Below are 12,643 nucleotides of genomic sequence, written 5' to 3'. Positions count from 1 at the left end.
GGCCCACCGCCCACCGCACAGCCGCCCACGCAGCCCACCCCCCACCTCCCGTAACCCGCCCCCTCCCCGAATCGATCAACCACCTCCTAGCAACCCCCCTGCAAGCCCTGACAGACCTCCCCTCCTTCGACACCTCGGCCATGGACGGCTACGCAGTCTCCGGCCCGGGCCCCTGGCACCTCACCCCCGGCACCGGCGTCCTGGCCGGCGAGACCACCACCCGCCCCCTCGAAGACGGCACCGCCCTCCCCATCGCCACCGGCGCCCGTATCCCCCCCGGTGCCACCGCCGTGGTGCGCAGTGAGCACGCCGTCCTCCAAGCGGGCGGCACCCGGCTCGTCGCCACCCGCGACACCCGCACCGGGCAGGACATCCGCCCCCGCGCCCAGGAGTGCCGCTCCGGCGCCGAGCTGCTCCCCGCCGGCGCCGAGGTCACCCCGGCCGTCCTGGGACTCGCCGCCGCGGCCGGCTACGACGAGCTGCGCGTCATCCCCCGCCCCCGCGTCGAGATCCTGATCCTCGGCCAGGAGCTGCTCCACCGGGGCCTCCCCCGCGACGGCCTCATCCGCGACGCCCTCGGCCCCATGCTCGCCCCCTGGCTGCACGCCCTGGGCGCCGACGCCTTCGTCACCCGGCGCCTCGGCGATGACGCAGAGGCGCTCCACGAGGCGGTGGCGACCAGCACCGCCCAGCTCCTCGTCACGACCGGAGGCACCGCCGCCGGCCCCGTCGACCACGTCCACGCCACCCTCCGCCGGGTCCACGCGGACCTCCTGGTCGACGGCGTCCAGGTCCGCCCGGGCCACCCCATGCTGCTGGCCCGCCTCCCCACCGGCGCCCACCTCGCGGGCCTCCCCGGAAATCCCCTCGCCGCGGTGACGGGCCTGCTCACGCTCGTGGAGCCGCTGCTGCGCACCCTGCGCGGCGCCCCGCCCCGCCCGCAGCGGACCGCCCTGCTGACGACGGATGTCACCGGCCACCCGGCGGACACCCGCGTGGTCCCGGTTGTACGGGCCGGAGCAGCCCCGAACAGAGCGGCCCCAGACAGAACAGCCCCAGACAGAACAGCCCAAGACCAACCCCCAATAACCCCCCTCCACTTCACCGGCCCCGCGATGCTCCGCGGCCTGGCCACCGCCCACGCCCTGGCCGTCATCCCCCCTGGCGGCGCACGCACGGGCGACCCCGTCCCCGTACTCCCCCTCCCCTGGGCGCCGACACCCTGACAGCCCAACCCAACCCAGCCCAACCCACCCCCGCCCCGCACCCCCGCCCAGGCCACGCTGAAAGCCGGCGACACAAGAACCACCCCCCACGGAAGCCCACCCCCCACGTGAAGACCGACACCACGCCCCCAGCCCCCCACTCCCCGACCGGACCCCCCGCATGAGACTCCCCCCGGACAAGCCGAACAAGCCGGACAAGAACGAGGAGGAGTCCCTGGTCGAGCTGGTCCGCCTCCCGACCCACGTCAAAGGCCCCCTGCGCCAGGTCGGCGGCCGCCTCCTGTGGGCGTTCGCCCTGCTGCTGCTCACCACCCTGGTGGTCTACCTGGGCCGCGCCGGCTACACCGACAACGCGGGCGGCGGCGTCTCCCTCCTCGACGCCGCCTACTACGCGACGGTCTCCCTCTCCACCACCGGCTACGGCGACATCGTCCCCGCCACCCCCGGCACGCGGCTGGTGACGATCCTGGTGGTGACGCCCGCGCGCGTACTGTTCCTGATCATCCTGGTCGGCACCACGCTCGAGGTGCTCACCAAGCACACCCGCGAGCAGTGGAAGATCGACCGCTGGAGGTCCAGGTTGCGTGATCACACCGTCGTCGTCGGCTACGGGACGAAGGGCCGCTCGGCACTGCAGACCCTCGTCGCCAAGGGCCTCCCCAGGGACCGTGTGGTGGTAATCGACAACACCCGGAAGGGCGTCGACGCCGCCAACGCGGACGGTTTCGCGGCGGTGCTGGGCGACGCCACCCGCAGCGAGATCCTCCAGCGCGCCGAGGTCCCCCGCGCCAAGGAGGTCATCGTCGCCCCCCAGCGCGACGACACCGCCGTGCTGGTCATCCTCACCGCCCGCCAGCTCAACGAGGGCGCGCACATCGCCGCCGCCGTCCGCGAGGAGGAGAACGCCCCGCTGCTGCGCCAGTCCGGCGCGGACGCGGTGATCACCAGCTCCTCGGCGGCCGGCCGCCTGCTGGGCCTGTCGGTGCTCAGCCCCAGCGCGAGCGCGGTGCTGGAGGACCTGATCGTGCAGGGTTCCGGCCTCGACCTGGAGGAGCGCCCGGCCGACCCCGAGGACGTCGGCCGCTCCCCGCGCGAGCTGGCGGACCTGATCGTGGCGGTGGTGCGCGACGGCGAGGTGCTCGGTTACGACGCCCAGCGCGCCCAGCGCATCGAGCCGGCGGACCGGCTGATCACGATCAAGCGGGCGTCGGCCCTGCGGAGCCCGGAGAAGGGGAAGCAGTCGGGGGACCCGAAAAGCAGGATCGATCAAGGCGGTTGAGAAGCGCGAGCGGCGAAGAGGGCCGCAAGCGGAACCAGTAGGGTCCCTCCCATGTACGCAGTGACGATTCCCGAGCCGGGCGGCCCAGAAGCCCTCGTCTGGGCCGAGGTTCCCGACCCTGTCCCCGCTCCCGGCGAGGTGCTCGTCGAGGTCGCCGCCGCCGCGGTGAACCGCGCGGACCTCCTGCAGCGCCAGGGCTTCTACGACCCCCCGCCCGGCACCTCCCCCTACCCGGGCCTGGAGGTCTCCGGCCGGATCACCGCGCTCGGCGAGGGCACGACGGGCTGGGAGGTCGGCCAGGAGGTCTGCGCCCTGCTCAGCGGCGGCGGTTACGCGCAGCAGGTCGCCGTCCCGGCCGGCCAGCTGCTGCCCGTACCGGCGGGGATGGACCTGGTGACGGCGGCGGCGCTGCCCGAGGTGGCCGCGACGGTCTGGTCCAACGTCTTCATGATCGCCCATCTCCGGCCGGGCGAGACCCTGTTGATCCACGGCGGTGCCAGCGGTATCGGCACGATGGCGATCCAGCTGGCCAAGGCGATCGGCGCGCGGGTCATCGTGACGGCGGGCAGCCCCGCGAAGCTGGAGCGCTGCCGCGACCTGGGCGCGGACGTGCTGATCGACTACCACGAGCAGGACTTCGCCGACGAGGTGCTCAAGGCGACCGACGGCGTGGGCGCGGACGTCATCCTCGACATCATCGGCGCCAAGTACCTCGGCAAGAACATCGCCGCCCTCGCGGTGGGCGGCCGCCTCGCCGTGATCGGCCTGCAGGGCGGCGTGAAGGGCCAGCTCAACCTCGGCGCCCTGATGGCCAAGCGCGCCGCCGTCACCGCCACCACCCTGCGCGCGCGCCCGGCGGGCGAGAAGGCGGCGATCGTGGCGGCGGTCCGCGAGCACGTCTGGCCGCTGCTGGAGAACGGCACGATCCGCCCGGTCGTGGACCGCGCGATCCCGCTGGACCAGGCAGCCGAAGCACACCGCGTCGTAGAGGCGAGCGACCACATCGGCAAGGTCCTGCTGCTCGCCTAGCCGGTACGGACCCACGTAGCGGATGACCAACGACACCCGGCGCGGCGGGGGTTGAGACGGGAGCGAAGCAGCCCCCGCCTCACCCCCGCCTCACCCCCACCGCAGCCGCGCCCCCGCGAAGCCCAGGCCCAGCCCCACCAGCACCAGCCCCGTCCCGAACGGCAGCACCCGTTGGGCCGCCGCCCTGCGTCCTGCCCCCTGCGCGCGCTCCTCCCGGGGCGGCTCCTCCGCGTCCGGGACATAGGTCAGCGTCTGCGACGGGGCCGGGACGGGGGCGACCGGCAGCCGCAGTACGGGCGGCGGCGACGGCGGCGAGGAGAACACCACCCCCGACTCGGCCGGCGGCGGTCCGGCCTCCCCGGCCCAGGCAGCGCCCCCCGCCCCCAGCACGCACACCACCGCCACCGCGCAACCGGCCGCCCCCCGCACACGACGCGCGCCGACCACGGTCCAGCCCCCTTCCCGTAACGCGGGAACGCCGACGTGCCGGGGCACGCGGCGGCGCACGTGCCAGAACACGTGGCAGAACAACCGTCACATTCCTGGGTGAAGAGGGCGCGCGGAGCTGACCCGAACAGGGAACCCCCGGCCGAAGGCCATTTGCCAACAGGGCCATACTCGGTATACATACTGAGTATGTCGATTCGCCACGGGCTCCTCGCCCTCCTGGAATCCGGCCCCCGCTACGGCAACCAGCTCCGCGCCGAGTTCGAGGCCCGCACCGGCGCCACCTGGCCGCTCAACGTCGGCCAGGTGTACACCACGCTCAACCGCCTGGAGCGCGACGGCCGCGTCGCCCCCGACGGCGCGGACACCTCCGGCCACCCGCTCTACGCCATCACCGAGTCCGGCCGCGCCGAGCTGCGCGACTGGTACGCCACCCCGGTGGACCGCGAGCGCCCGGCCCGCGACGAGCTGGCGATCAAGCTGGCGATGGCGGTCGGCGCCCCGGACGTCGACATCCGCGACGTCATCCAGCGCCAGCGCAGCCACACGCTGAAGGCGATGCAGGACTACACGCGCCTGAAGACCGGCGCCCTGGCGGCGGTCGAGTCGGAGGGCGGCGCGGACGCCGTTGCCTGGCTGCTCGTCCTGGAGAACCTGATCTTCCAGACCGAGGCCGAGGTCCGCTGGCTCGACCACAGCGAGTCCCGCCTGGTCCGCCTCTCCCGTACGGCCCGCACCGCACCGCGCACCGAGCCGCCGCAGCCCGGGACCGCACCGCCCACCGAAGCCGGCCCCGAAGCCCGCACCAGGGCCGAAGCCGGCCACCGCACCGCCCACTGACACCCGAGGGGGACCCTGATGACCACGCCCGTATCCCACCAACAGCCACGACCAGTACTCCAGTTGAAGGACCTCACCCGCGTCCACGGCCAGGGCGCCACCGAGGTCCACGCCCTGCGCGGCGTCGACCTCGACGTCCACGCCGGCGAACTGGTCGCCGTGATGGGCCCCTCGGGCTCCGGCAAGTCCACGCTGCTCACCCTCGCGGGCGGCCTGGACACCCCGACCTCCGGCCAGGTCCTGGTGGAGGGTACGGACATCACCACCGTCAGCCGCCGCCGGCTCGCGGCGCTGCGCCGGCGCTCCATCGGCTACGTCTTCCAGGACTACAACCTCATCCCCGCCCTCACGGCCGCCGAGAACATCGCGCTGCCCCGCGAACTGGACGGCGTCCGCGCGGGGAAGGCCCGCAAGGAGGCCCAGGCGGCCCTGGAGGAGATCGGCCTGGCCGACCTCGCCGACCGCTTCCCCGACGAGATGTCCGGCGGCCAGCAGCAGCGCGTGGCCATCGCCCGCGCCCTGGTGGGCGAGCGCCGCCTGGTGCTGGCCGACGAGCCCACCGGCGCGCTGGACTCCGAGACCGGCGAGTCGGTACTGGCGCTGCTGCGCGCCCGCTGCGACGCGGGTGCGGCCGGGGTGCTGGTCACCCACGAGCCGAGGTTCGCCGCCTGGGCCGACCGCGTGGTGTTCGTCCGCGACGGCTCGGTGGTCGACCAGACCCTGCGCTCCGACGCCGAGCAGCTCCTCGCCGGCGAGGGGGCCCGGTGAAGGTCTGGCTGCGCGGCTGGCGCGCCTCGCTGCGGATAGCCCGCCGCGACGCCGTACGCAACAAGGGGCGCTCGGCGCTCGTCCTGTCGATGATCGCGCTGCCGATCATGGGCGTGGGGGCGGTGGACATCATCGCCCGCTCCAGCGACGGGAGTACGGAGCAGCAGCTCACCCGGGAGATCGGCGCGGCGGACGCGCGGCTGGCCATGTCGTGGTCGGAGGGCCGGGCGATCTACCAGAAGCCCGACCCGCGCCTGGGCGGCGTGACGGAGGTGGACCCGCCGGACGAGGGGAAGGAGCCGCCCTCCGGGAAGCCCGCCGACCCCGCCGATCCCGCTTCCTGGCTCCCCGCCGGCGCCACGGTGGTCAAGAGCACGGAGGACTACGGCCGGGTGCGCACCAGCCACGGCGTCCTCTACAGCAGCATGCGCGAACTGGACGCCTCCTCCCCGCTGGTGGAGGGCATGCTGACCAGGCTGCGCGGCGAGTACCCCGACAAGCCCGGAGAGGTCGCCGCCACCCAGGCGTTCCTGGACGAGAGCGGTCTCTTCGTCGGCTCGAAGACCACCGTGCGCGACACCGGAAGGACCTACCGCATCACCGGCGCCTACGAGCTGCCGGCCGATCTGCGGCGCCAGGAACTCCTCGGGGTGCCGGGCGACCTGGTGGGCATCCGGAAGGCACGGAACGACGAACCGCCGTCGTTCCCCTCCTACCTCGTCTCCCTCCCCGGCGGCATGGACTGGGAGCGGGTCAAGGAGCTGAACACCCACGGCGTCGAGGTGGTCTCCCGCCAGGTGATCCTCGACCCGCCGCCGGACTCGCAGGTGCCGTACTACCAGTCCCGGCAGGCGGGCATGGACGGGGGCGGAAACGACGACACCACCCTCGTCGTGACCATCGCCGCCACCGTGGCCGCCCTCGCCATGCTGGAGATCTGCCTGCTGGCCGGTCCCGCCTTCGCGGTCGGCGCCCGGCGCTCGCGCCGCCAGCTGGGCCTGGTCGGCGCGAACGGCGGCGACCGCCGCCACATCCGCGCCATCGTGCTGGGCGGCGGACTCGTGATCGGCCTGGCCGCCGCCGTGGTCGGCCTCACCCTCGGCCTGGCGCTCACCCTGGCCTTCCAGCCGATGCTGGAGGACCTGGTCGGCAAGCGCTTCGGCGGACTGCGCCTGGAGCCGCTGGAGTTGGCCGGTATCGCGGTGCTCGCGGTCGTCACCGGCCTGCTGGCGGCGATCGTCCCGGCGATCACCGCCTCCCGCCAGACCCCGCTGGCCTCGCTGACCGGCCGCCGCGGCGTGCGCCGGACGGGCAGGCTGCTGCCCACGCTCGGGCTGTGCGCGGTGGCCCTGGGCGCCACCGTGGCGCTCTACGGGGCCATGGCCAGCGACAGCATGGTGCTCATCGCCCTGGGCAGCGGCCTCGCCGAACTCGGCGTCGTCGCCCTCACCCCGCTGCTGATCGGCGCCTTCGGCCGCTTCGGCCGCTGGCTCCCGCTCTCCCCCCGCCTGGCGCTGCGCGACGCGGTCCGCAACCGGGGTCGTACCGCCCCCGCCGTCGCGGCGGTGCTGGCGGCGGTGGCCGGGACGGTCGCGGTGGCGACCTTCGTGTCCAGCGACGAGGAGGGGCAACGGCTGCAGTACGAGGCCCAGTTGCCGGACGGCATGGTCCGTATGACGTCCTACAACGACAACGGCGCCGACCGCGACGCCGCCGGTGCGGCGGTGGTACGGACGCTGCCGATCGGACAGCGGGCCGATTTCGGACAGCTCGTCAGCAGCCCCGCGGACAAGGATGCGAAGGCCGAGGACCTGCCGCCGCTGGGGGTCGCCGTCCCGAAGGCGAACGAGTGCCCGCTGCACACGGACGAGAACGGGAAGCTGACCGCCGAGCAGCGCAGGAAGCTCATCAAGACGGACTGGCGCTGCAACGTCTACAACGGCTACACGATCTCGCGCCCGACCGACGCCGTGGTCGGCGGAGCCGCCCTGCTGGACGTCTTCGGCGTGAAGGACCCGGCGGCGAAGGCCGCCCTCGCCGCCGGCAAGGCGGTCGTCTTCGACCGGAAGTACCTGGACGCGGAGGGTGTGCACGTCACCGCCGAATCGGAAGAGGAGCGGAGCACCGCCGAAACCACCGCGATCCCGGGCTACCGCACCGAGATGCCGGGCGGGGCCTGGATCGGCGTCCTGGTCCCCGAGTCGGCGGTCCGCGCCGCCGGCCTGGAATCCCGGCCGCTCGGCGCGTACTTCACCACCACGCACCTGCCCAGCAGTGCGCAGAAGCAGGCGTACGAGAAGGAGGTCGACAAGCGGAGCCTGGAGGCGGACCTCTACGTCGAGCAGGGCTTCGTCCCCGAGAACGGGTTCGTCCAGCTCGGTCTGCTCCTCTTCGCCTCCCTGGTGACCATCGGCGCCGCCGGTATCGCCACCGGCCTGGCGCAGGCCGACGCGGAGGCCGACCTGCGCACCCTCGCCGCCGTCGGCGCCGCTCCCCGGGTACGCCGCACGCTCTCCGGCATGCAGTGCGCGGCGGTCGCGGCGATGGGCGTGGTGCTGGGCACGGCGGCGGGCATCCTGCCGGCGGCCGGGCTGCGGCTGGCCCAGCAGCGGCTGGACGAGAAGAGCGCGGCGGCGATCGAGGCGATGGGGGACATCCCGTACGGCGTCCCCGCCCCGCTGCTCATCCCCTGGGACACCATCGCCCTCCTGCTGGTCGCCGTCCCCCTCGGCGCCGGTCTGCTGGCCGCGCTGGTCACCAGCTCCAAGCCCGCCCTGGCCCGCCGGGCCGAGGCGTAACGGGGGAACGGGGGAACGGGGGAAGCACGGGGGAGCACACGCCCCCGTACCGGTGGACACCAGCCGCCGGTACGGGGGCGTTCGCCTGCCCCGCGACCCGTGCGGGACAATGTGGCGTATGGATACTCCACGCCACGATCCACGCCACGAGCAGCCGCAGGACACGCCCCACATCCTGGTCGTAGGACCGGACGGGATGGCCGTCGCGGGCAGCGGGCCGGACAGCGGGGACGGTGAGTCGCGCGAGGTCCCGGTGACGGAGATGGTCGAGCAGCCGGCGAAGGTCATGCGGATCGGCAGCATGATCAAGCAGCTGCTGGAGGAGGTCCGCGTCGCGCCGCTGGACGAGGCGAGCCGGGTGCGGCTGAAGGAGATCCACGCCAGCTCGGTGAAGGAGCTGGAGGACGGCCTGGCGCCCGACCTGATCGACGAACTGGAGCGCCTCTCGCTGCCCTTCACGGACGAGGCGATCCCCTCGGAGGCCGAACTGCGCATCGCGCAGGCCCAGTTGGTCGGCTGGCTGGAGGGCCTCTTCCACGGCATCCAGACCACGCTCTTCGCCCAGCAGATGGCCGCCCGCGCCCAACTGGAGTCGATGCGCCGGGCGCTGCCCCCGGGCTCGGGCCACGAGGAGGAGTTCGGCGACCCGGGCGGCGCGCGCTCGGGGCCGTACCTGTAGGGCGCCCCGACCCGCGCAGGAGCCCCCGGCCGGGTGACCGCTACTGCGGGTACCCGGTCGCGAGGGTCAGCTTGATCCGGTCGGTCTTGGGGTCGAACGGGTCGCTGGGTTCGAGGTTCTGGTCCAGCACGGTGTCCTGGTTCCAGAGGTCGTCGTTGCGCTTCTCGATGTCGTAGGTCCAGCCCGCGGCCGTGAGGCAGGCGCGCACCGAGTGCCAGTCCTTGTAGGTGAAGTCCGGCAGCGTGACCTTGGACTTGTCCTCGTAGTGCGGACGCGCCCCGGTGCACTTGTCGGCGTCGATGGTGCGCGCCCGGTCGGGGGGCCGGAAGCCCTCCTTGGGGTCGTCCCCGCCGGCGGACGGCTGGGTGGCGGGCGCGCTGGTGGACGTGCGGGTGCCGTTCCCGCTGCCGGTGGTGCCCGGGTCGTCGTCGTTCAGCACCAGCACGATGACCGTCGTCGCCACGGCGGCGATGGCCAGCACGCAGGCCGTCGCGATCAGCACCGGACCGCGGCTGCCGCCCCGGGCGGCGGGCTGCTGCGCGCCGAGGGTGTACGGGGGCGGGGTCGCGTACCCCGGCGCCTGCCCGAAGCCCCCGAAGCCCGGGCCGCCCGCGCCCCCCGCCGCGTACTGGCTGAGCGGCTGGTAGCCGGGCGCCGCCCCCGGCGCCGGCGAGTGGTACGGACCGGCGTTCGCGCTCACCGGCGGGAAGACCGCCGCGCCCACCCCCGCGCCCGCCGGCCGGTGCGGACCGGCGACCACGGCCGGCATCGCGCCCGGCGGCGTCATCCCGCCCACCCGGCGCACCTCGGCGTGCATCGCGGCGGCGGAGGGGAAGCGCTCGTCGGGGTTCTTCGCCAGCGCGCGGGCGACCAGCGCGTCGAGCACCGGCGGCACGGCGCGGTTGAAGTCCGAGGGCGCCGGCGGCTGCTCCTGGACGTGCGCGTAGGCGACGGCCAGCGGGGAGTCGGCGTCGAAGGGCAGGCGGCCGGTGAGCAGCTCGAAGAGCATGATGCCGACGGAGTAGAGGTCGGAGCGGGCGTCCACGCCCCGGCCCAGGGCCTGCTCGGGGGAGAGGTACTGCGGGGTGCCCACGACCATGCCGGTCTGCGTCATCGAGGTGACCCCCGACTGCACGGCCCGCGCGATGCCGAAGTCCATCACCTTGACCTGGCCGCGCTGGTCGAGCATCACGTTGCCGGGCTTGATGTCGCGGTGGACGAGGCCCATCTCGTGGCTGGCCTCCAGCGCCGCCAGCACGTCGGCGGTGATCCGCAGCGCCATGTCGGCGGGCATCGCCCCGTAGCGGGCGGTGTCGGCGTCCAGGACGTCGCGCAGGGGCCGCCCCTCGACGTACTCCATGACGATGTACGGCATCGCGGGCCCGTCCGCGCCGCCGAGCCGGTCCTCGCCGGTGTCGAAGACGGAGACGACGTGCGGGTGGGAGAGCCGCGCCACGGCCTGCGCCTCGCGGCGGAAGCGCTGGCGGAAGGAGTCCTCGCGGCCCAGCTCGGTGTGGAGGGTCTTCACCGCCACCCGGCGGTCGAGGTAGGTGTCGTGCGCCAGGTGCACGGAGGCCATACCGCCGGAGCCGAGCAGACTGATCAGCTGGTAGCGCCCTCCGGCGAGCGAGCGCCCGGCGTGCTCGTACTCGGCCATGTGCTGGTGCCCCCCGGATGCGGATATGTGACGCTCAGCTAGTCTGCCCCGCGTCCGGAGCACGTCAAGCACCTTGCCCGTTCCGTGACGTATATGACGTATCCACAGGTCGGCGCGGTGGCCGCGACCGGGCACGGGGGGCTTCCCCGGGGGCGGCGTGCGCAAAATCGCAGGCGGCAGGATTTGCCACCCGAGCCGCCCACCCGGTTGCATGGTCTGTTCACGGTACGACTTCCGTACGGATCCATTCGCGCCGGTGCGCGATAACGTGCGGCAAACGGCCAAGAGACCACGGGCGAGGGCAGATGGCGCAGACGGACAATCCGCACGAGCCGTCCGGATCGGGTACGGGCGGGGGTGAGCGGGGCAACTCGGCGGAGCCCCCCGAGGCCTGGGGCACGGGGGCGTTCGTCGGCGACGGCCGCTACCGCCTGACCCGGCGCATCGGCCGCGGCGGCATGGCGGAGGTGTTCCTCGCCGAGGACGTCCGCCTGGGCCGCGAGGTCGCCGTCAAGCTGCTGCGCGCCGACCTCGCCGAGGACCCCGTCTCCAAGGCCCGCTTCACGCGCGAGGCCCAGTCCGTCGCGGGGCTCAACCACCACGCGATCGTCGCCGTCTACGACTCCGGCGAGGACGTCGTCGCCGGCCAGTCGGTGCCGTACATCGTGATGGAGCTGGTCGAGGGCCGTACCATCCGCGAGCTGCTCAACGAGGCCGAGGCGCCGCCGGTGGACCAGGCGCTGGCGATCATCTCCGGTGTGCTGGAGGCCCTCGCGTACAGCCACCAGCACGGGATCGTGCACCGCGACATCAAGCCCGCGAACGTGATCATCACGGACACCGGCGCGGTGAAGGTGATGGACTTCGGCATCGCGCGGGCCCTGCACTCCGCGGCCTCCACGATGACGCAGACCGGCATGGTGATGGGCACCCCGCAGTACCTCTCCCCCGAGCAGGCCCTCGGCAAGACCATCGACAGCCGCTCCGACCTCTACGCGGCCGGCTGCCTGCTGTACGAGCTGCTGGCGCTGCGCCCGCCCTTCGTCGGCGAGACGCCGCTGTCGGTGGTCTACCAGCACGTCCAGGACATGCCGCTGCCGCCCTCCGCGCACGGCGGCGGCGTCCCGCCGGAGCTGGACGGCCTGGTGATGCACTCGCTGGCCAAGGAGGCGGACGACCGCTTCCAGAGCGCGGAGGAGATGCGCGGGGTCGTCGAGTACGCGCGGCGGATGTACGCCGAGGTCGGCGGCCACACCGGCGCCTGGAACACCGGCACCGTCATGCTCGGCCACACCCCGCCGATGGGCAGCCCGACGGCGGGCACGCCGGGCGGCGGCCACCCCGGCCCCCCGACGCCGATGCTGCGGCCGAGCGGCCCGGACGACGGCGGCTTCGAGCCCGGCGGCTACCAGCAGGGCGGGTACGACGACGGGCGCCGGGGCCGGGGCAAGCTGCTGCTGGCGGCGGCGCTGGCCGTGGTCGCGATCGTCGCGGGCGTGGCCTACGCGCTGAGCCAGCAGAACCCGGGCGACGGGCAGCAGAACAAGCCGACGCCCACGCCGACGGCCGAGGTCACCACCGAGCAGCCCTCCGAGGAGCCGACGAAGACCGAGGAGCCGTCCGAGGACCCGCCCTCGCAGGACCCGGGCCCGGCGACGACCCCGCCGAAGACCCAGTCCCCGACGCCGTCGCAGACCCCGTCGCAGACGCCGACCCCCTCGGAGACGCCCTCGGACACGACCGGCGGGACGACGACCGACGGGACGACGGACGGCACCACCGACGGGACCACCGACGGCACGACGGACGGCACCACCGACGGCACGACCGAGGGCGCCACGGCCGGCGACGCGACCACCGGAACGGCCGAGGGCACCACGCCCGACGGGGGCGCCACGACGCCGTAGCCTCACCTCGCCG

10 protein-coding genes are annotated in these 12,643 nt (G+C 73.9%); 8 read left to right on the top strand and 2 right to left on the bottom strand.

The window, feature by feature from the left end:
- The 3 genes from ACFQLX_RS07785 to ACFQLX_RS07775 all read left to right on the top strand — a co-directional run.
- Nucleotides 1–1,226: molybdopterin molybdotransferase MoeA (locus ACFQLX_RS07785; RefSeq protein ID WP_386413328.1), on the top strand; the 1,226-nt coding region annotated here is incomplete at its 5' end.
- 160 nt (nt 1,227–1,386) lie between these two features.
- The gene (locus ACFQLX_RS07780) at nt 1,387–2,505 is read left to right on the top strand and encodes a potassium channel family protein (RefSeq protein WP_386413327.1); all 1,119 of its coding nucleotides are present in this window, start codon (nt 1,387–1,389) and stop codon (nt 2,503–2,505) included.
- A gap of 51 nt (nt 2,506–2,556) precedes the next feature.
- The gene (locus tag ACFQLX_RS07775) at nt 2,557–3,534 is read left to right on the top strand and encodes an NAD(P)H-quinone oxidoreductase (RefSeq protein ID WP_386413325.1); all 978 of its coding nucleotides are present in this window, start codon (nt 2,557–2,559) and stop codon (nt 3,532–3,534) included.
- Between the two features lie 90 nt (nt 3,535–3,624).
- Here ACFQLX_RS07775 and ACFQLX_RS07770 read toward each other — a convergent pair whose 3' ends face one another.
- Nucleotides 3,625–3,981 carry a hypothetical protein gene (locus ACFQLX_RS07770; protein ID WP_386413323.1) on the bottom strand — a complete coding sequence of 119 codons (357 nt, stop codon included), beginning with the start codon at nt 3,979–3,981 and terminating at the stop codon, nt 3,625–3,627.
- A 189-nt stretch (nt 3,982–4,170) separates the two neighbouring features.
- On the opposite strand from ACFQLX_RS07770, the gene ACFQLX_RS07765 reads away from it, so the two are divergent.
- The 4 genes from ACFQLX_RS07765 to ACFQLX_RS07750 all read left to right on the top strand — a co-directional run bounded on the left by ACFQLX_RS07765 (nt 4,171) and on the right by ACFQLX_RS07750 (nt 9,066).
- Nucleotides 4,171–4,821 (top strand): PadR family transcriptional regulator, encoded by a 651-nt coding sequence (locus tag ACFQLX_RS07765; protein WP_386413321.1) that lies wholly within the window; start codon nt 4,171–4,173, stop codon nt 4,819–4,821.
- A gap of 18 nt (nt 4,822–4,839) precedes the next feature.
- Entirely contained in the window at nt 4,840–5,589 is a 750-nt protein-coding gene (locus ACFQLX_RS07760; protein WP_386413320.1) for an ABC transporter ATP-binding protein, read from the top strand.
- Complete coding sequence (locus tag ACFQLX_RS07755; RefSeq protein ID WP_386413318.1) at nt 5,586–8,387, top strand: FtsX-like permease family protein; 2,802 nt, start codon at nt 5,586–5,588, stop codon at nt 8,385–8,387. Before ACFQLX_RS07760 ends, ACFQLX_RS07755 begins: the two co-directional genes overlap by 4 nt.
- A 118-nt stretch (nt 8,388–8,505) precedes the next feature.
- On the top strand, nt 8,506–9,066 hold the full coding sequence (locus tag ACFQLX_RS07750; RefSeq protein ID WP_386413317.1) for a bacterial proteasome activator family protein: 561 nt from the start codon (nt 8,506–8,508) through the stop codon (nt 9,064–9,066).
- 40 nt (nt 9,067–9,106) lie between these two features.
- Here the strand turns inward: ACFQLX_RS07750 and ACFQLX_RS07745 are convergent, their stop codons facing one another.
- On the bottom strand, nt 9,107–10,723 hold the full coding sequence (locus ACFQLX_RS07745) for a protein kinase domain-containing protein (protein WP_386413316.1): 1,617 nt from the start codon (nt 10,721–10,723) through the stop codon (nt 9,107–9,109).
- Between the two features lie 305 nt (nt 10,724–11,028).
- On the opposite strand from ACFQLX_RS07745, the gene ACFQLX_RS07740 reads away from it, so the two are divergent.
- The gene (locus ACFQLX_RS07740) at nt 11,029–12,630 is read left to right on the top strand and encodes a protein kinase domain-containing protein (RefSeq protein ID WP_386413315.1); all 1,602 of its coding nucleotides are present in this window, start codon (nt 11,029–11,031) and stop codon (nt 12,628–12,630) included.
- The last annotated feature ends 13 nt before the right edge of the window (nt 12,631–12,643 follow it).

This window comes from Streptomyces polyrhachis (assembly GCF_042663125.1).
GTDB classification, from domain to species: Bacteria; Actinomycetota; Actinomycetes; order Streptomycetales; family Streptomycetaceae; genus Streptomyces; species Streptomyces polyrhachii.
The sequence above is the reverse complement of the archived record's forward strand: the minus strand, read 5'-3'. Positions and strand labels throughout refer to the sequence as shown.

Bases quoted from the DNA above. Each gene is read 5' to 3' on its own strand.
- ACFQLX_RS07780 (WP_386413327.1), top strand. From the start codon at position 1,387: ATGAGACTCCCCCCGGACAAGCCGAACAAGCCGGACAAGAACGAGGAG.
- ACFQLX_RS07775 (WP_386413325.1), top strand. From the start codon at position 2,557: ATGTACGCAGTGACGATTCCCGAGCCGGGCGGCCCAGAAGCCCTCGTC.
- ACFQLX_RS07765 (WP_386413321.1), top strand. From the start codon at position 4,171: ATGTCGATTCGCCACGGGCTCCTCGCCCTCCTGGAATCCGGCCCCCGC.
- ACFQLX_RS07760 (WP_386413320.1), top strand. From the start codon at position 4,840: ATGACCACGCCCGTATCCCACCAACAGCCACGACCAGTACTCCAGTTG.
- ACFQLX_RS07750 (WP_386413317.1), top strand. From the start codon at position 8,506: ATGGATACTCCACGCCACGATCCACGCCACGAGCAGCCGCAGGACACG.
- ACFQLX_RS07745 (WP_386413316.1), bottom strand. From the start codon at position 10,723: ATGGCCGAGTACGAGCACGCCGGGCGCTCGCTCGCCGGAGGGCGCTAC.
- ACFQLX_RS07740 (WP_386413315.1), top strand. From the start codon at position 11,029: ATGGCGCAGACGGACAATCCGCACGAGCCGTCCGGATCGGGTACGGGC.